Origin of the sequence: Acetobacter aceti NBRC 14818 (assembly GCF_000193495.2) — a bacterium.
Classification (GTDB): Bacteria; Pseudomonadota; Alphaproteobacteria; order Acetobacterales; family Acetobacteraceae; genus Acetobacter; species Acetobacter aceti.
This window is the reverse complement of record NZ_AP023410.1, coordinates 1,953,081-1,970,906: the sequence shown is the minus strand read 5'-3', so window position 1 is coordinate 1,970,906 and position 17,826 is coordinate 1,953,081. Positions and strand designations below refer to the sequence as shown.

The 17,826-nt window shown below is 55.6% G+C and carries 13 protein-coding genes and 1 riboswitch; of the genes, 11 read left to right on the top strand and 2 right to left on the bottom strand.

All coding sequences use genetic code 11. The features are described from left to right. Nucleotides 1–39: 39 nt before the first annotated feature. From rfbC to EMQ_RS08910, 3 genes are all read left to right on the top strand, one after another. The gene (gene rfbC, locus EMQ_RS08920; RefSeq protein ID WP_010667842.1) at nucleotides 40–600 is read left to right on the top strand and encodes a dTDP-4-dehydrorhamnose 3,5-epimerase; all 561 of its coding nucleotides are present in this window, start codon (nucleotides 40–42) and stop codon (nucleotides 598–600) included. Next, the gene (gene rfbD / locus EMQ_RS08915) at nucleotides 597–1,502 is read left to right on the top strand and encodes a dTDP-4-dehydrorhamnose reductase (protein WP_010667843.1); all 906 of its coding nucleotides are present in this window, start codon (nucleotides 597–599) and stop codon (nucleotides 1,500–1,502) included. The genes rfbC and rfbD overlap by 4 nt, the downstream gene beginning before the upstream one ends. Before the next feature lie 102 nt (nucleotides 1,503–1,604). Next, nucleotides 1,605–2,522: a glycosyltransferase family 2 protein gene (locus EMQ_RS08910; protein WP_010667844.1), complete on the top strand. Its 918-nt coding sequence runs from the start codon at nucleotides 1,605–1,607 to the stop codon at nucleotides 2,520–2,522. A gap of 283 nt (nucleotides 2,523–2,805) precedes the next feature. Here the strand turns inward: EMQ_RS08910 and EMQ_RS08905 are convergent, their stop codons facing one another. Then, nucleotides 2,806–3,057 carry a hypothetical protein gene (locus EMQ_RS08905; RefSeq protein WP_162467795.1) on the bottom strand — a complete coding sequence of 84 codons (252 nt, stop codon included), beginning with the start codon at nucleotides 3,055–3,057 and terminating at the stop codon, nucleotides 2,806–2,808. 12 nt (nucleotides 3,058–3,069) lie between these two features. On the opposite strand from EMQ_RS08905, the gene EMQ_RS08900 reads away from it, so the two are divergent. The 7 genes from EMQ_RS08900 (at nucleotide 3,070) to EMQ_RS08870 (ending at nucleotide 14,687) form a co-directional block, all read left to right on the top strand. Beyond that, nucleotides 3,070–4,047, top strand: a complete 978-nt coding sequence (locus tag EMQ_RS08900) for a magnesium transporter CorA family protein (RefSeq protein ID WP_010667846.1) — start codon at nucleotides 3,070–3,072, stop codon at nucleotides 4,045–4,047. Further along, nucleotides 4,044–4,625 (top strand): hypothetical protein, encoded by a 582-nt coding sequence (locus tag EMQ_RS08895; RefSeq protein WP_231367966.1) that lies wholly within the window; start codon nucleotides 4,044–4,046, stop codon nucleotides 4,623–4,625. Before EMQ_RS08900 ends, EMQ_RS08895 begins: the two co-directional genes overlap by 4 nt. A gap of 183 nt (nucleotides 4,626–4,808) precedes the next feature. Then, on the top strand, nucleotides 4,809–6,104 hold the full coding sequence (rho, locus tag EMQ_RS08890) for a transcription termination factor Rho (protein WP_010667848.1): 1,296 nt from the start codon (nucleotides 4,809–4,811) through the stop codon (nucleotides 6,102–6,104). Between the two features lie 202 nt (nucleotides 6,105–6,306). Beyond that, nucleotides 6,307–6,384: riboswitch (Fluoride riboswitch) on the top strand. 350 nt (nucleotides 6,385–6,734) lie between these two features. Further along, the gene (locus EMQ_RS08885) at nucleotides 6,735–7,400 is read left to right on the top strand and encodes a universal stress protein (protein ID WP_132012033.1); all 666 of its coding nucleotides are present in this window, start codon (nucleotides 6,735–6,737) and stop codon (nucleotides 7,398–7,400) included. A 33-nt stretch (nucleotides 7,401–7,433) separates the two neighbouring features. Next, entirely contained in the window at nucleotides 7,434–7,847 is a 414-nt protein-coding gene (gene crcB, locus EMQ_RS08880; RefSeq protein ID WP_010667221.1) for a fluoride efflux transporter CrcB, read from the top strand. A gap of 349 nt (nucleotides 7,848–8,196) precedes the next feature. Continuing rightward, entirely contained in the window at nucleotides 8,197–11,580 is a 3,384-nt protein-coding gene (locus tag EMQ_RS08875; protein WP_010667222.1) for an MFS transporter, read from the top strand. Between the two features lie 740 nt (nucleotides 11,581–12,320). Continuing rightward, complete coding sequence (locus EMQ_RS08870; RefSeq protein WP_010667133.1) at nucleotides 12,321–14,687, top strand: phosphocholine-specific phospholipase C; 2,367 nt, start codon at nucleotides 12,321–12,323, stop codon at nucleotides 14,685–14,687. 165 nt (nucleotides 14,688–14,852) lie between these two features. On the opposite strand, the gene EMQ_RS08865 is transcribed toward EMQ_RS08870, so the two are convergent. Continuing rightward, a complete protein-coding gene (locus EMQ_RS08865) occupies nucleotides 14,853–16,193 on the bottom strand; it encodes an MFS transporter (RefSeq protein WP_010667798.1) in 1,341 nt (446 codons plus the stop codon). A 590-nt stretch (nucleotides 16,194–16,783) separates the two neighbouring features. Here EMQ_RS08865 and EMQ_RS08860 point away from each other — a divergent pair. Then, complete coding sequence (locus EMQ_RS08860; protein WP_026200121.1) at nucleotides 16,784–17,551, top strand: DsbA family protein; 768 nt, start codon at nucleotides 16,784–16,786, stop codon at nucleotides 17,549–17,551. Nucleotides 17,552–17,826 lie beyond the last annotated feature (275 nt).

Sequence of the window (17,826 nt, the reverse complement as noted above, 5' to 3'; positions counted from 1 at the left end):
AAGGGGCCGTCATGGCCCGTTTTTTATGGAGTAGAGTCTATGAAGGTCGAGCGTCTGGCTATCCCCGACGTCATTCTCGTCACCCCGCCGCGATTCTCTGACAATCGCGGGTTCTTCTCCGAAACCTATAATATCGATCGCATGAAGGATGCCGGGATCACGCTTCCCTTCGTGCAGGACAACCAGAGTCTGTCGCGCCAGAAAGGCGTCGTGCGTGGCCTGCACTGCCAGCTCGACCCGCATGCACAGGGCAAGCTCGTGCGCTGCACCAAGGGCGCGATCTGGGATGTCGCCATCGACGCCCGCACAGGCTCCCCGACCTATGGCAAGTGGGTTGCCGCCGAACTGTCCGAGGAAAACTGGTCACAGCTCTGGATTCCGCCAGGCTTCCTGCACGGTTTCTGCACCCTGACGGAAAATGCGGAAGTGCAGTACAAATGCACTGGCCTGTATGACAAGGCGTCCGAGCGTGCGGTGATCTGGAACAGCAAGGAACTGGCGATCGACTGGCCCATCAAGCCGGAAGAAGCCGTGCTGTCCGACAAGGATCTGGAAGCTCCCGAGTTTTCCGCAGCCAAAGGGTGGTTCGAATACAAATGACCGACACCTCAAGCAAAGGTCCGATCCTCGTCACGGGTGGTAACGGACAGCTCGCGACCTCTTTGGCCAATCTCGGCGGTCCGCGTATTGACCGCGTGGGACGTCCCGAGTTCGATTTCGCGAAGCCGGAAACGATCGAAGCCGTGCTAGATGCACACAAGCCTGTTGCTGTGGTGAACGCTGCTGCATGGACGGCTGTGGACCTTGCCGAGACGGAAGTGGCCGGCGCGGAAGCCGCCAACTGCACGGGACCGGCTCTGCTGGCCGCAGCCTGCGCCAAGCGGAACATCCCCTTCATTCATGTGTCCACGGACTATGTGTTCTCTGGCGACAAGGGGTCTCCTTATCTGGAGAGTGACCCGGTTTCCCCGGAAACCGTCTATGGGCGCACGAAGGCCGAAGGTGAGCAGAAGGTTCTGGCGGCTGATCCGAAAGCCATCATCCTGCGCACCTCATGGGTCTATTCCGCCCACGGCAAGAACTTCGTTCGCACGATGATCAATGCTGGCGCAAAGAATCCGGCACTGAAAGTGGTTGGCGATCAGCGCGGCAATCCGACCAGTTCGGATGATCTGGCTGAAGCGATCCTGTCCATCATTGCGCTTATCGAGCGTGATGGCTGGAAAGATCAGTATGCCGGAATCTATCACGCCTGCGGAACGGGCGAAGCGACATGGCACGAACTGGCTGTCGCTGCGCTGGAAAACGCCGTGCGGCATGGTCAGAAAATGCCGGAAGTTGCGGCCATCCGCACTGAAGACTGGCCGACACCCGCCAAGCGTCCTGCAGATTCACGTATGGACAACAGCAAGCTGAACACCGTGTTCGGCGTGAAGATGCCGGACTGGCGTCAGAGCGTTACACGTACGGTGGATACGCTGTTTTCGCAGACTCCGGCCTGAAACATCCTGCTTTTTAGTTGTTTAACGCCGGTCACTGGAAAAGCCTGACAGTGACCGGTTTTTGTCTGGTTCTCCGGAGCTGGAAATGATCCGGAAGTTTTCATGAGCTGTGAGATCTGGGCGGTCATCGTCACGTACAATCCGGATATCCCGCTTCTGGACGCCGGATTGACCGCGCTTGCGGGGCAGGTCGACGGTGGCGTTATCATCGACAACGGCTCAGGAAATGCGGATGCTGTTCAGGCGCTGGCCGCACAGCATGGCCTCTCTTTTGTTGCTCTTCATGAAAATATCGGACTGGCCGCTGCCCAGAATGCAGGCATCAGGCGTGGTATGGACGCTGATGCCCGCTATATCCTGCTTCTTGATCAGGATACCATTCTGGCTGATGGGACCGCCCGGAATCTGGTCACTTTCTGCCAAAGTCTTGAAGAACGCGGCATACGGGTGGGCGCGGTCGGAAATTTCTTCCGTGATTCGCATGATGATTGTCTCGGCAGCGTCTGGCGCAGCCACGGGCTTCGTTTGCGGCAGACACGAGCCAGTGCAGGAAAATCTGTTGTTGCCGAAGCTGATTTCATCATCGCTTCCGGTTCGCTGATTCCTGTTTCCACGCTGCGTCACACCGGTCTGATGGACGCAGGGCTTTTTATTGATCTGGTCGATGTTGAATGGGGATTGCGCGCAAAGTCGCAGGGCTTCAGGCATTTTCTGCACAACCGGAATATCATGACTCATACGATCGGGTCAGGACGGCAGAAGATGCTCTGGAAAAACATCACCATTCACAGTCCGATGAGAGATTATTACGTCATTCGCAATTCGATACTCGTCGCCAGACGTCGCTATATTGCTGTTGCATGGCGAATTTATTTTATCAGGCGCGTGCCGTTCTTCCTTCTCGGCTTTTCCCTGTTTGCCGATCAGCGTCGTCTCAGATGTTCTCTGATGCTGCGAGGTCTTTTCAACGGACTGCTGGGACGCGGTGGTAAATATTCAGGCGGAGTTTCGAACGCCTGAAACAGGTTGGTGGGTCAATAGTTTGCTTCGTGGTGTATACGGAATTTTGTGAAAGTTTTTTTATCTACTTCCACAGGTCATGTTTCAAGAAAGCTGTTGCTGTTTCCGGACAAGCCAAGACCAAGAAGACACATTCCTTTACTCATTTATTCAGCCGGTCAAGATCAGGGAGACTGGGGCTCTATTATGGGATTTGGAGCGCAGTCCAGTTATGCGCACAGGCAGTGCACCGCAGATTGCGTATTGATGGCTCTCGAAACATTTTTTGCAAAGCATGACGAGATCAATCCGTATGTCCTTCCGTCACAAGAAATGACGAAGGAGAAGGAGAGGATTTTTCTAAATAATACCATGTAGATATAGGTTTGTTTCCGTGGTCGCTGCTCTCTTCTGCCGTGACCAGAACAGACATGTTATGACGGATTTCTGCCATTTCGACAGAAAGGGTAGCGGTCGGTGTCCATCCTGTTGCCGGTCCGGATATTTGCTCCGGACGCCGGTTTTTGCGAGAACGCTGACGGATCGGATCAACCATAGGAGCGCGTCCATGTTTCTGGCTCACAGGAGCGGCCAACCTGCCTGCGCCGTCGTGACTGAGTCGGATACGCATGGCGCCATCTGGCTCGATCTGGTCGATCCAACAGATACCGAACGTGATCTGGCGGCTCATCTGACCGGCAAAATCATTCCGCAGCGGAGTGATCTGGAGGAAATTGAAAGCTCATCCAGACTGCATACCGACGATGACGCCGTCTATATGTCGCTTCCGCTTGTACAGCGGACGGAGGCGGACCTCTCTTCGTCCCCCATCGGTTTTGTGCTGACTCCCAACTGGCTCGTCACAGTCCGGTTTTCGGACTATGCCTCCTTCGACAATGCGGCGCGGCAGGTCGCGGAATCCAAGACCGGTTTCAGCAGCGACGATACTCTGGTCATGATTCTCGAATGTATTGTGGACCGTCTGGCTGACGTGCTTGAGCATGTGGGTCTGAACCTGAATCAGCTCTCCCGGGATGTGTTCGCCGGATATGACCCCAAAGGTAACATTCGACTGGCTTCGTGGCAGCGCACCATCCTGCGGCGTGTGGGACATGCCGAGGATTTCAGCTCGCTGATCCGTGACAGTCTGCTCGGTCTTGACCGGATTTCGATCTTCATCAGCGAGAACCGCAAGCACACGCTCCCGCACGGGCTTGCCGCGCGTCTGGCGACAGTCAGCCGCGACGTTACGTCCCTGACCGATTTTGTCTCACAGCTTTCCAACAAGATTCAGTTTCTGCTGGATGCGGCACTGGGTTTTATCAGTATCGAGCAGAACGACGGCATGAAGATTTTGACCGTGGTCAGTTTCATCGGTGTCGCGCCGACACTGATTGCCGGCATTTACGGGATGAACTTCAAGGATATTCCCGAGTTAAAATGGGCCTACGGATACTGGTATTCGCTGGCCGCCATGCTGGTTTCCGTTATCCTGCCACTTCTCTGGTTCTGGCGGATCGGCTGGCTCAAGACAGACAACAGATGAGCCGGAGGCTCCTCGATATGCTGCGCTCCTTTTGCTTCTCTTCTCTTGTCCTCTGCGCTTTTGCCTGCGCACCAGCCCTGGCCGCCGGGCCGGAAAAGCCGCCAGAGGCGTCAGTCCTTCTCTACCGGATGACAACCGAACCGCAGCAGTATGGTGGTCTGTCAGGCAGCGAGCCGAAACGTCTTCTGGTCGGATTTCATTACACGGACGCCCACACCTTCACGGGTGAGTTCGGTCAGCTTGATGAGTCCCTGCGTCCGATCAGGGTTGGCACACTTTATGGGAGTCTCTCGCCAGCCACGCCTGAGCGCAGCGCCTCCTGTTCTTTCCGGGTTGTTTTTCCCGATCGCTCCATGACGTTTAATGGTGCCTGTGAACCGGAGACACTGTCCGGCAGTATCACAACCCGCCTGACTCCCATTCCACTGAATGCGCAGTTGTTGAACGCGCTGTCCCCTGATGTGTCGGTGGGGCAGTATTGGTTAACAAAAACAGGCTTCCGGGCAGCGTTAAAACCTGCTGTGCACAGTCCGTCCGCAGAAATGACGAGAGTCAGAACAATTCCCTTGACAGAATAAAAACACGCGTCTACTCGAAAACCACCGCTGGTAAGTTTCTTGCCGGTGCGTTCCTCAAAATCAGGATTTCGCCATCGGACACGATAAACGTCGTGATGTTCCGGGGCTACGCCGAACGGTCGTAAGTCTGCGAAAACCTTGACCTTCCCGGTATTATGCCTGCCACATCAAGGCGCACTCTGTATGCATCTCGCTGAACTGAAGGCCAAATCTGCGGCCGATCTTCTTTCCTATGCCGAAGAACTCGGTGTGGAGAATGCCTCCTCTCTTCGCAAGCAGGAGCTTCTTTTCGCCATTCTCAAGACGCTGGCTGATAATGACCAGGCGATTTACGGCGAGGGTACTCTTGAAATCCTGCCCGACGGTTTTGGCTATCTCCGCTCTCCGGAAGCCAATTACCTCCCCGGTCCGGACGACATCTATATTTCCCCCCTTCAGGTGCGCCGCTTCGGTCTGCGTACAGGCGACACGGTCGAGGGCCAGATCCGCGCCCCGCGTGATGGCGAGCGTTACTTCTCGCTGCTGAAGGTCAACACGATCAACTTCGAGCCGCCCGAAGCGGTCCGTCATCGCATCAACTTCGACAATCTCACGCCGCTTTATCCCGAGCGTCGCCTGCAGATGGAAGTCGAAGGGCAGGGCGAAGTCGAGCCTCCCACGACCAAAGGCAAGAAAGGCACACAGCGCGACTTTACGTCCCGCGTCATCGATCTTGTCGCACCGATTGGTATGGGCCAGCGTGCGCTAATCGTTGCACCACCACGCACCGGTAAGACCGTGATGCTCCAGAGCATCGCCAGTTCGATTTCCGCCAATCATCCGGAAGTTTTCCTGATCGTTCTGCTGATTGACGAGCGTCCGGAAGAAGTCACCGACATGGCCCGTTCCGTACGGGGTGAAGTCGTGGCGTCCACCTTCGATGAGCCCGCACAGCGTCATGTGCAGGTTACGGAGATGGTACTGGAGAAGGCCAAGCGCCTCGTCGAACACAAGCGCGATGTGGTCATCCTGCTCGACTCGATCACCCGTCTGGCCCGCGCCTACAACACCGTTGTGCCTTCATCGGGCAAGGTGCTGACCGGTGGTGTGGACGCCAACGCGCTCCAGCGTCCGAAGCGCTTCTTCGGTGCTGCGCGTAACATTGAGGAAGGTGGCTCGCTGACGATCATCGCGACGGCACTGATCGACACCGGTTCGCGCATGGACGAAGTCATCTTCGAAGAGTTCAAGGGAACGGGTAACTCCGAACTCATCCTTGACCGTAAGCTGGCTGACAAGCGCGTCTTCCCGGCTATCGACATCACGAAGAGCGGCACGCGTAAGGAAGAGATGCTGGTCGATCGCGCCACGCTCTCCAAGATGTGGGTGCTGCGTCGTATCCTCGCGCCGATGGGCACGATGGACGCCATGGAGTTCCTGCTCGACAAGCTGAAATACAGCAAGTCGAACAATGACTTCTTTGAAGCAATGAATAACTGATTTTTCAGCGCTTCGATGTGCTGATATCGGGAACACCGCCTCTCTGAGGCGGTGTTTTTTTATGGTGCGCAGGTAAAGAGGGCCTCGCTTTTCAGGGCTTTACCCGAACTCTACAAAGGGACATTGTCCGTTTGTTCTGTTTTGCGCGTTCGTTCACGTAAAGACAGCGTGCTTGACGAAATACGGTCATGTCCGCACACTTGACCCATCAGGCAATGGATTCTGCCGGACTTCCCTGGAAGTCGAACCGCCCGTCAGGGCTGATGATTCCTACCTCGCTAAAAAAGCACCGAGGAAGGAGTCTGTTCAGAATCATGTGTCGTTTTTCTTTCAGAAACCGTCATGCACAAGACCTGCCCGAACAGGGTGCGCGTTGTTGTGTCTTCCATTCAAGAAAACCCGGCCCGTATTCTGAAATGCAGATACAGAAGATGATCGTATTTCCGGATGGCCTTCTTATTCACAGGGAAAGTGGCCATGCACATTCTCGTCATTCTTGATTGCCCTGAGACAGCGCCCTTCATACTGGCAACTGTAAGGCTTCTGTCTGAAAAAGTTCCTGATCCTACCATCAGGGTTCTTCATCCACGGCAGACGGTTGATCCCAGGTTTCAATCGCCAGATGAAGGTATGCCCAGCGCCGATGACAGGGAGCGTTTCGAGCGCGATGAAACGGACCGCTCCGTTGCCCTGCACGGGATTTTTGAAGAATGGCTTGCCTCTTTACAGCCACCGAAATCTGCTGAGTGGTGCGAAATGTCCGGCGTTCCGCGCACGATTGCCGCTGAACAGGCAGGGCAGGCTGATCTGACAGTTCTGGGACGACCTCTTGCCGACGATCCTGATTATGTGAGGCAGGCGTTCGACGGCGTCCTTTATGACGCACGGGCGACCGTTCTCATCACGCCCCTGCAGTGCAGACAGACCCTGGCGAGTCATCCGGTGATTGCGTGGCACCCGTCATCCAGTCTGGAACAACTCATTGCTGAGGCACGTCCTCTGCTGGAGCAGGCGTCCCAGATCACGGTTATCATTGGTGAAGAGCAGGAGAATGAAGAGAAAATACCTGACATCGTTCAGGAGCTTCATTCTGCAAACATTCCCGTTTCTGTAGACCGTTTTATCATTCCTCCTGCCGGTGTCGGTGAGGAGATCAGGAAACGGGCGCTCTCCGCAGGAGGTGATCTTCTGATCATGGGGGCTTATACCCACTCGCATTTTCTCGAATGGCTTTTTGGTGGCGCGACGCGGGATATTCTTGCGCACGACACGCTTCCCATTCTTACCCATCATTGAAGCAGATTTTCCAGACAGGAGACAGAACAGGATATGCCCACAACCATACTGCCAACGATCCTGATTGCGCTGGGCGGAGCCGCTGGAACCCTGCTGCGATACTGGGTCGGACTTGCTACGGCGCGCTGGAGTCAGGCTCTTCCCTGGGGAACCATTCTGATCAATGTGACCGGTTCCTTCGCTATCGCTTTTTTCGCCGCGCTGACCGCAGGTGGCGGGCGTCTTCAGGTCTCTGACACGGCCCGACTGGTGTTCATGGTGGGGATCTGCGGAGGATACACCACATTCTCGTCATTCAGCCTTCAGACACTGGATCTGCTGCGCAATGGTGCTCCTGAGCGGGCGCTCCTGAATATCGGATTGTCTGTGGTGCTGTGTATGATGTCAGTCTCGGCAGGGTATTTCGCTGGGCAGGCTCTCAATGCGGGTCACACATCTGCCGGATAGGGTGTAATACACCTTGTTTCATTCACGCATGGCGCGTTCTGTGGTGAGGAAACAGGAGTGCAATCCATCATAGGTCGTCAAGCGGATATGATGCTTTCGGCCTCGATACTCTTTTCATTGCCATCGCTTCAAAGCGTTTGTGTCTGAACGGTGCAGGTTCACCGTTGCGGCTGAGGGCCATTTTTGAGCGGAACGGATGCGCTTGCGGTGCGTTTGAAGCGAAAGAGAAGAGGTCTTTTATGAACGTTGTTCAAAAATATGTTGTCAGTGATTGTGGCGGATGGTATCAAAAATGAACAATGTTCATTAACTCACTCGTGAACAGATCAACTCTCTCCGGAGCCGGTATATGACCGCTTCTCTTCTGACCGAACGCCGCTTTCTTCCGCTTTTCATCAGTCTGTTTGCCTCGTCGCTCGGTGATACGCTTCTGCGTAATGCCCTGGCTGCACTCGTTCTCTGGACGGTTGCAGGTGGAGCGCCATGGATCGTGGCGTTTGCGGCCGCTGCGTTTGTTCTGCCCGCTGCATTTCTGTCTGGCCTCGGGGGAGAGCTTGCGGACCGGATGGACAAGGCCCGGCTGATCCGTATCCTGAAATTGGTCGAAATCCCCATAGCTTTTCTGGCGGCGACGGGACTGATGACTGAGAATATTCCCGTTGTTCTCTGTGCTCTGGCAGCTTTCGGCGTGGTTGCATCTCTTTTTGCACCTGTAAAATACGGCATCCTTCCGGATCAGATCGAGGCCGAGCGCCTGCCTGTCGCCAATGCACTGGTTGAAGGCGCAGTTTTCGCCGCCATCCTGATCGGTTCCGTTGTTGGCACGGTGCTGACCGGAAAGATCGGCGCGACAGAAGCGGGTTTCTGCATCATCGGACTGGCCTGTGTGTCGTGGCTGAGTGCGCGGGCCATTCCTGCGTCACCGGCGGCGGTTCCAAATCTGCGCGTGCAGTGGAATATTCTGGCCTCGGGCGCTGCCCTGCTGCGTGAACTGCGTGCGGACCGTCGCTCATGGTATGCAGCATTGGCCGCCGCGTGGTTCTGGATCATGGGCGTGACCATGCTGTCGCTGCTGTCTCCAGTGACACGCGATGTGCTGAAGCTGACCCCGACATGGAATGCTGTGTTTCTGGCGCTTTTTGCTGTCGGAATCGCTATCGGCTCTGCTCTTGCGGCCTTTCTTTGCGGTGGCCGCGCCATCCTGTTGCCGGTCTCGTTCGGCGCGGTTCTCTCGGGACTGGCGATGATCGTGTTGGGATTCTTCCTGTCCCACCCGGCCGGTCTCCCTTTTGCTATCGTGCCGGTGTGCTTTTTTCTGGTCGCTTTGGGTGGCGGTCTGATCGCCGTGCCAACCCAGACTGCCGTTCAGACATGGGCCAATCCGCAACATCGCGCGCGCGTGGTTGCGGGCATGAACGTGCTGGCCGCCATCGGTATGACCGTGGCGAGCCTGATGCTGTCCGTGACCCAGCGTCTCGACGGTGAATCCGTCGCACATGGCAGCGAAATCATCCCGTTTTTTGTGATCGGCGCGGTCACGCTTCTGCTCGCGCCTGTTTTTGCCCGGACCCTGACGCGGAATCTGCCGGGTGAGCTTCTCTGGTGTCTCTTTCGCGTCGTTTATCGGTTGGAGGTGCATGGAGAAGAAAATTACCCTCTTCCCGGCGAGAAGGCTGTGATCACGCCCAACCATGTCAGTTGGCTTGATGCGGCGCTGATTGTCGCCATAGCGCCCCGCAAACCGACTTTTGCAATTGACGTGCGCATTTCCAGACTGTGGTGGGTCAGGATGCTCCTGCGCTTCGTGCCGACGGTTTCTGTGGAAAGTGGCAATCCTTTTGGAATCCGCACGATGGCGCAGGTTGTGGAACATGGTGCTGCGCTGGTTATCTTTCCAGAAGGGCGTATCACCGTCACAGGGTCTCTGATGGGTATTCAGAGTGGAGCCGCTTCGATCGCAGATCGTGCTGATGCGCCGGTAGTCGCCGTGCGTATTCAGGGTGCCGAGCGCACCGGTTTCAGTCGTCTCACGCGCACGCAGACACCGAAAGCCCGTTTTCCCAAAATTCGCATCACACTTTTCCCGCCTTGTAAACTTGCTGTTGCAGACGATCTCTTTGGTCGGACTCGTCGTAATGCCCTGACTTCTGCTCTGCGTGATATGATGGAAGAGGCAGTTTATCGGACGACACCAGCCGACGGGACAATTCTGCAGGCGGCTGGTCGTGCAGCCAAAACCTACGGCATGAAACGCCTTGCCATTGAAGATCCGATTTCGGGAGCAATGACGTGGAGAAAGATTCTGACAGCATCAGAAGTTCTCGGTAAGGCGCTGTCTACTCGTCTTGATCCTGCCCGTCCGGTTGGGCTGTTGTTGCCGACGTCCAATGCGACGGCTGTCTGTCTGTTCGGTCTGTGGTCTCGTGGTTTCACGCCGGGTCTGCTGAATGCGACAGCGGGTGCGGCGGGTTTACGTGCAGCTTTGCTGTCAGCCGGGATCACCACAATCGTCACATCCCGCACGTTCGTTGAAAAAGCCCGGCTTGCGTCCGTGCTTGATGCGCTCGATCCAATGCCTGACATTCTGTTTCTGGAAGATCTGCGGGGAGCAATCGGGCTGGCGCAGAAACTGCGCGGCGCCTTGCGGGCCAGACTTGCTCCAGCAAAGGCTCATGTACGGCGTGAAGCGGATGATCCGGCTGTGGTTCTTTTTACGTCTGGTTCATCAGGCACACCGAAGGGCGTTGTGCTGACGCATCGTAATATTCTTGCAAACATTGCGCAGGTGACTGGGCGTATCGGATTCAGTCCGGCAGATCGTGTGCTCTGCACGTTACCTCTTTTCCACGCGTTCGGACTGACCGGCAGCTTCCTCCTGCCGCTTCTGTCGGGCATCCCGACCTTTCTTTATCCTTCGCCGCTGCATTATGCCGTCATCCCGAAACTCGCCTATTTCTGGAACGCCACTGTCCTGTTCGGCACCTCTACCTTTCTCAGGGGTTATGCACGCAAGGCCGCTCCGACAGATTTCCGTTCGCTCAGGCTGGTGGTCGCGGGAGCGGAGCGTGTGCAGCAGCCTGTGCGAGAGCTCTGGATGGAGCAGTTCGGACTGCGCATTTTCGAAGGTTATGGCGTGACAGAATGTTCGCCGGTCGTGGCGCTGAATACGCCGGAATCCAGCCGTTCAGGTACGGTGGGACGACTGGTGCCGGGAATGACGGCGATGCTGGAGACTGTGGACGGTATGCCCGACGCTGGCCGTCTCATCCTCTCGGGACCGAATGTCATGGCGGGCTACCTTCTGACCAATCAGCCTGGTGTCCTTCAGCCGCCTGATGGTGGTGAGTATGACACGGGCGACATTGTTTCGGTCGGAGCCGATGGTCACATCACCATTGTCGGGCGAGCCTCGCGGATCGCCAAACTGAGTGGCGAGATGGTGTCTCTTGCGGCGGTCGAGGATCTCGCCATGCAGGCCTGGCCAGAGGCGCTATCGGTGGCGGTTGCTGTGCCGGATCCGCGCAAGGGAGAGCGGGTCATTCTTCTGACCGAGCAGCCTGACGCCGCACGATCAGCACTTGTGAGAGTGGCCAAGGAAACCGGTGCTGCGGACATCATGATCCCGACGGAAGTCAGGGTTTTCCGGAAACTTCCTCTGCTTGGCTCGGGAAAGCCTGATTTTATTGCCGCGCAGACTCTGGTGATGACGCCCGAAGTGGAAATGTCTCAATGAGGTCGGACTGGACGTACAGAAAGGCATGAGAAACGTAAAATAGGCTGACAGTATAAGAGTGTTCAGGACACATGGGCGAAAACGGCAGATATGACACGTCCTTCTGCTGTTTTCGTGAGAGGCATCCGAAGTGATTGAGACAATCCGGGATGCGTGTCCACCATCGTATTTTTCTATCGACGTGTTTTAGGATCACGCATTTTATAGAACGGCTTTGAATGCGCAGATTAAAGGGCTCTCCCGGTTTCCTTCTTGCCTATGATCTGCCGGGTTATCTGGGCGCATCACTGATCTTGTCATTTTCCGTAGTAGCAAGGCAGCGTCAGTCTCACAGGGCTATAAATTGCCGGTGAGAAGCTCAACGTATTGGCCGCGTCTCTATTGTGTCATCCCGGAATGCTGATGCGCCTGTAATGGCTCTATCAGGTGATGCAGCTCAAAAATCGCAAGATGGAATTGTTTTCAGCAAAAGAATATCGATCATAAAGCTGTCCATAAAATAAAACACACTCTGCGTGGACTAACTGTCTTTGTCCTTAAAACGTCATTAAAAACAAGTTGAGTATTGTCTGGAATAGTTTCTAAAAGGCGCGCAGGACGGCTTGAGGAAATGGTCATTCAGGAAAGTATGGCAAAATATTTACAGTTTTATTGCACTCTTTTGAATGATTTATTTCCGTGACTCCTGTCGATTCAACAAGCAGCGATGCTTTACCCGGACTCGAGGTTCCTCTTCCATCATGACAATCAACATATCAAAGCGGAATTTCCTGCGCTCTTCGCTTGGCTCGGCTGCTGCCATGGCGACCCTTTCCACCTTCCCGCCTGCCATTCGTCGTGCGCTCGCCATTGATGCGCATAACAGAACAGGCACCATCAAGGACGTAAAACACGTCGTGATGCTGATGCTGGAAAACCGGTCCTTCGACAGTTACTTTGGCACGTTCAAAGGTGTGCGTGGCTATGGTGACCGCTTCCCTATTCCTACTCCCAATGGCGCCAACATCTTCTATCAGAACTATACGAAAAGCAGTGTCACAAGCACGCTGATTCCGTATCATCTCGATGAGACGAAGGGCAACGCGCTGCGGGCTGGCGGGACGCCGCATACATGGTCGGACGCACAGGCAGCGTGGGACAATGGACGCATGACCTCCTGGCCGACGGCCAAAACGCCGCTGTCGATGGGCTATTACGAAACATCGGAAGTGCCGTTCCATCGTGCGCTGGCCGACGCCTTCACGATCTGCGATTCCTATCATTGCGGTATGCACACGGGAACAATCGCCAATCGTCTGTTCTACTGGACGGGCACCAATGGTCCGAACGGCATCAGCCCCATTGATGGCAGCCGCGTTGAAGTGGCGGGCCTGAACAATCAGTTCAACGGTGGCAACGATATCGGCGCGTCGACGACGGGCTGGACATGGACCACCTATGCTGATCGTCTGGAATCTGCAGGCATCAGCTGGAAGGTTTACCAGAGCCTGATCGACAATTTCGGCTGCAACGAGATGATGGGTTTCCGCCACTGGCGCGCCGCCATCGAAAAAATGCCTGCCGAGAGACGTCCTTTGTATGTCGCTTCCGAAAACATCACTCAGGATGTGACAGCAGCAGGTCCGTTCTATGATGCCAGCATTGACGATGCGCTCAGCCCGCTCGCCAAGGGCTTTGGCAACACGATGCCTTATGGTTTCCTCGAGACGTTCCGTGATGATATCCAGAATGGAACGCTGCCGGAAGTCTCATGGATCATCCCGCCATCAGCCTACAGTGAGCATCCGTCTCCTTCCAGCCCGACACAGGGCGGCTGGTATATTCAGGAAGTGCTCGACGCCCTTACATCCAATCCGGAAGTCTGGAGCAAGACCGTTCTGCTCGTGAACTACGATGAGAACGACGGCTTCTTTGATCATCTGCCGCCTCCGTCGGCACCTTCCCACAATGCTGACGGCACCCTCGCTGGTGGCAGTACCCTCAGCGACGACGCCATGGCGGTGGAGTATCACAACTTCACGCCTGCCACCTCCAGCCAGCCTGCGATCGATGGTCGTCCCTACGGCCCCGGCCCGCGTGTCGCCCTGTGGGCGATCTCCCCGTGGAGCCGCGGCGGTTTTGTGAATTCGCAGGTCTTCGATCATACCTCGACACTGATGTTCCTCGAGAAGCGTTTCGGTGTGACGGAACCCCAGATCAGCGATTATCGTCGTGCAATCTGTGGTGATCTGACCTCATGCTTTGACTTCGTAAATCCGAACAAGCGGGCGATTCCGACATTGTCCGGTCGCAGCACCAAGGATGACGCGGACAGTCTGGCTGTTGCACAGAAGGCAGAAGCGGCGATTGCTGTTCCAGCCGCCACGACGGCTTCCACGCTACCGAAGCAGGCGACCGGCACCCGTCCGTCCCGTGCTCTTCCTTACGAACTGCATGTCGCGTCACAGGTTGATGTGAGCGGAGGCACGGTCACGCTGCAATTCACCAATACAAGCTGTGATGGCACTGGCGCTGTTTTCCACGTCTATGATCGCAACCACCTTGATCTGGTGCCGCGTCGTTATGTGGTGGAAGCCCAGAAGTCACTCAGCGGTGTCTGGACGCCTACGACAGATGACAAGGGTAGCTACAATCTCTGGGTGCTCGGTCCCAATGGCTATCACCGTGAGTTCACCGGCAATATCACCGAGCTGAGCAACGGCAGTCATCCGGAGATCGAGGTTTCCTACAAAACCCGTGGCAGGGCTGAAATTGTTGTGAAGCTGCACAACCACGGTCGTCACGCCTGTTCCTTTATGGCGGAATCGGAAGCCTACAGGGTTGAGGGTCCGAATGGCGTGCGTGTTGCACCGGGCGGTTCCAGCGAGCTGCGGTGGCCGGTTGAGGACAATGGCAACTGGTATGATTTCACGATCACATGCAGTGCGTCGGCATCCTTCAAGCGCCGCATCGCTGGCCGTATTGAAACCGGTGAGGATTCCATTTCCGACCCGGCGATGGGGGGCGGTCATGCAGGCAATCGTCCGCAGCCATCCCATCACCATCATGAGGACATGGGGTCTGATTTCCGGGAAGAAGACCCCATGATGGGTCGCCACAGATTCTGATTGCAGGGGCTCTGATGGATGGTGCTTCCGCTTCATCCGTCAGTGTTTTGAGAGTGTTGCAGAACAAAAAAACGGCATCGATCCCGCGGGATCGATGCCGTTTTCCATGTCAGCGCTGACTGATGGTATTGGGCGCCATCAGTCAGTCATGTTGAACATGCCGGTTCAGATGGCGTGTTCCATTGCATAGGCTTCGCGGTCACGAAGGCTCTGCTTCTTTTCCAGCATCTCCGTGTGACGACGGGCTTCCGGCGAAATACGCAGGCAGAGCGTCAGCACGCCAGCGGCCAGATACAGGCCGGAGAAGCTCCAGATCACGCCTTCAAGGCCCATGCCGAACCAGGATTCACAAATCCCGACAACAGCCGGACCAACCCAGGTGCTGGCGCCTGCGCCGAGGCCGAGGATGGACAGGGCAGCGGCCTTCTCTTTCGGGCAGATCAGCGGCATCAGGCCGGACATCGGCACGAAGGCTGCGACAGTGCCGCCGTAGATGAAGCCGGCGAGAGCGGCGAGCGCGAAGTTACCCGGGAACCAGAGCGGCACATAGTAGAAGAGCGGAATGGTGAGGCAGCAGCCGACACAGCCACCGACAGCCACGACAAAACGATGGCCGAGCTTGTCAGCCAGCATGCCTGCGGCAAGGTTGAACAGGATGTTGCCGAGGAAGATCAGGGACAGCAGATCAAGCCACTGGGCCTGCGAGAAATGCAGTTCATCGACAAAGAAGGCTGGCATGATGGCCAGAAACGCATATTCGGACGAGGTGTTGATCGTACGGATGACACCGGCGGCCAGCGTCTTGGGCTCGCGCCATGTGATGCTGATCGAGCCGAAGAAGGCTTTCTTCTTGTCCGCGCCTGCTGGCAGCAGGGACTTGGAACCTGTGGGTTCACGCACGAGCAGCAGAGCGGTCAAACCACCCAGAATGACCAGACCCAGCGAGCACCAGAAGGTCGCTAGTTCACCAATATAAGGGATGGTGTAACGCGCGAACTGGGAACCAAGCGTCGGGAGGCCAGCCGAGAAGGAGAACCAGAACCAGCCAGCAGCGGAACCGAGCATGCGGGCCGGTGTCGCAGCGGCGATCCACACAAGGAAGCCGTAAGCGAACAGCGGGTAAGCGAAGCCACGCAGCGTGTAGAACAGCAGCGTCATGTTCAGGTTGTCAGGCCCGAGCCCCAGCGACAGAAAACCGACTTCCAGAGCGGCCCACATGACAAGTCCGGCCCACATGGTGCGGCGCGGTCCGTACAGATCTGAAAGAGGACCTGCCAGCCATGCCGAAATCATGACGGTCACACCGTAGGTGGTGAACATGAGGTTCACATCGCCCTGCGTATGGCCGTGGTGAAGCATGTAGGTATCAAGATATCCTGCCTCCACGCCATCACCGACCATGAAAAGCAGCAGGCCGATGAAACCGAACAGCAGAGGTTGGGGGATACCAAGACGCGCGGCGATGCCACGCGGTTCCGTCGATGTCTGAGGGACTGTCCCTGACAAAACGCTTTCTCCTTATGAAGTTTTCAATGCCAGGGTTTAAAGGGCGCAGCCGCATTGAACCTCTGGGCGCAGGCATGAGTATGAACTGACGCCGCAATTTATGTTAACGTACGGACCAGAGATATTTCCTGTAAGTACATTCAACGTTCCATAAGCCTCTTTTAAAGAAACAGAGGCTTATTTTCAATATATTTTTTACAAATATAGATCGTTATATCTACTTAAATGTGTGATATTTTTACAAATATACTTATAATTTGAAAAATAATTCATTAAATTACTATTTGATTTTATATTTTATTTTCGTTGTATTTAACACATGAATTCCACTGTGGTTCCTGTAAAAATAATCCCGAAGAAATCATGATTTTTCTGAATGTACAGGACAAACAAAAAATTATATTGTAAAAGATCTTGTTTATATATTTAAACTTTTAAAATGTAACGAAAATTCATAATTCGGACCGGAAAAACTTTGATATAAGCAAAGCAGATTCAATCAGAAGAATCCAGTGTTGTTCAGTCTCATCGAAAAGTAATCCTGTGGGCGACCGTTCACACTATCCCGCCTCTCCGCTACACTCTGGCGTATGATACGTAACCAACGCTCCCGGGTTCGCACCGCATTGTTTGCCGTGCTGGCCTCCACCTCTCTGTTCAGCAGCCTGTCTGCGCATGCGGATAGCGGCTTTACACCTACCCAGCGCAAAGAGATCGTCGATATCGTGCGCGAAGCCCTGAAACAGGATCCTTCCATCCTTGCTGATGCCGTGGCGGCGATGCGCGCTCAGGGCGAAGCGGCGCAGCAGGCCGCCAGCCTGAAGGCCGTGCATGAAAATGCTGGCAAGTTCAGCGCCACTACCACGGATGTCGTACTGGGCAACCCACAGGGCTCCGTGACGGTCGTTGAGTTCTACGATCCACGCTGCCCTTACTGCCGCAAGGTGCTGCCGGTGATCGACCGACTGGTGGCCGAAGATCCTGACCTTCGCTTCGTCGAGAAGGTGATTCCTGTGCTGGGACCGAACAGTCAGCTTGAAGCGCAGGCTCTGCTGGCTGCGGCCCGTCAGAACGCCTACCTCAAGTTCCAGCACGCCCTGATGCTGGACAATCAGCCACCGTCCATCGACCGTATCCGCTCCATCGCCAAATCAGTGGGTCTTGATGTGGCGACGCTTGAAAAGGACATGAAGGGGGCAGAGGTCACCAGCCTGCTCAACGAAAACCTCGAGCTGGCCCGCAAGGTCGGTGTCGATGGCACACCGACCTTCATCATTGGCGAGAAGACAGTCATCCCGGGCGCGGTTTCGGAAGCCGACCTGAAGGCCGCCATCGCGGCGGCGCGGAAAGCGAAATAATCCACATGGGACCGGATTTCATGACGGTCCCATTTCTATAGTCAAAGCCGGCCTGTTCCAGAGCTGGATCGCACTGCTCCAGTCATATTTCAGCTTTCTGACAGCGATGCTCGAAAGCAGGGTAGACTGTCTCCCAGTCTGAAAATTCTTCTGCCTTGCAGCACCTGTCAGATTAAGATGCTGAGGGAAGCTGTCCCGGACACTGCTCAACCAGCCTTGATCTTGTTGCGGTGCAGAAACATAATCTACGCATGACGATCGCACAGCTTTTCTGG

What these genes read in the sequence shown, in the direction of transcription:
- rfbC (WP_010667842.1), top strand. Translation starts at nt 40, where the DNA reads ATGAAGGTCGAGCGTCTGGCTATCCCCGACGTCATTCTCGTCACCCCG.
- rfbD (WP_010667843.1), top strand. Translation starts at nt 597, where the DNA reads ATGACCGACACCTCAAGCAAAGGTCCGATCCTCGTCACGGGTGGTAAC.
- EMQ_RS08910 (WP_010667844.1), top strand. Translation starts at nt 1,605, where the DNA reads ATGAGCTGTGAGATCTGGGCGGTCATCGTCACGTACAATCCGGATATC.
- EMQ_RS08905 (WP_162467795.1), bottom strand. Translation starts at nt 3,057, where the DNA reads ATGGTTGATCCGATCCGTCAGCGTTCTCGCAAAAACCGGCGTCCGGAG.
- EMQ_RS08900 (WP_010667846.1), top strand. Translation starts at nt 3,070, where the DNA reads ATGTTTCTGGCTCACAGGAGCGGCCAACCTGCCTGCGCCGTCGTGACT.
- EMQ_RS08895 (WP_231367966.1), top strand. Translation starts at nt 4,044, where the DNA reads ATGAGCCGGAGGCTCCTCGATATGCTGCGCTCCTTTTGCTTCTCTTCT.
- rho (WP_010667848.1), top strand. Translation starts at nt 4,809, where the DNA reads ATGCATCTCGCTGAACTGAAGGCCAAATCTGCGGCCGATCTTCTTTCC.
- EMQ_RS08885 (WP_132012033.1), top strand. Translation starts at nt 6,735, where the DNA reads ATGCCCAGCGCCGATGACAGGGAGCGTTTCGAGCGCGATGAAACGGAC.
- crcB (WP_010667221.1), top strand. Translation starts at nt 7,434, where the DNA reads ATGCCCACAACCATACTGCCAACGATCCTGATTGCGCTGGGCGGAGCC.
- EMQ_RS08875 (WP_010667222.1), top strand. Translation starts at nt 8,197, where the DNA reads ATGACCGCTTCTCTTCTGACCGAACGCCGCTTTCTTCCGCTTTTCATC.
- EMQ_RS08870 (WP_010667133.1), top strand. Translation starts at nt 12,321, where the DNA reads ATGACAATCAACATATCAAAGCGGAATTTCCTGCGCTCTTCGCTTGGC.
- EMQ_RS08860 (WP_026200121.1), top strand. Translation starts at nt 16,784, where the DNA reads ATGATACGTAACCAACGCTCCCGGGTTCGCACCGCATTGTTTGCCGTG.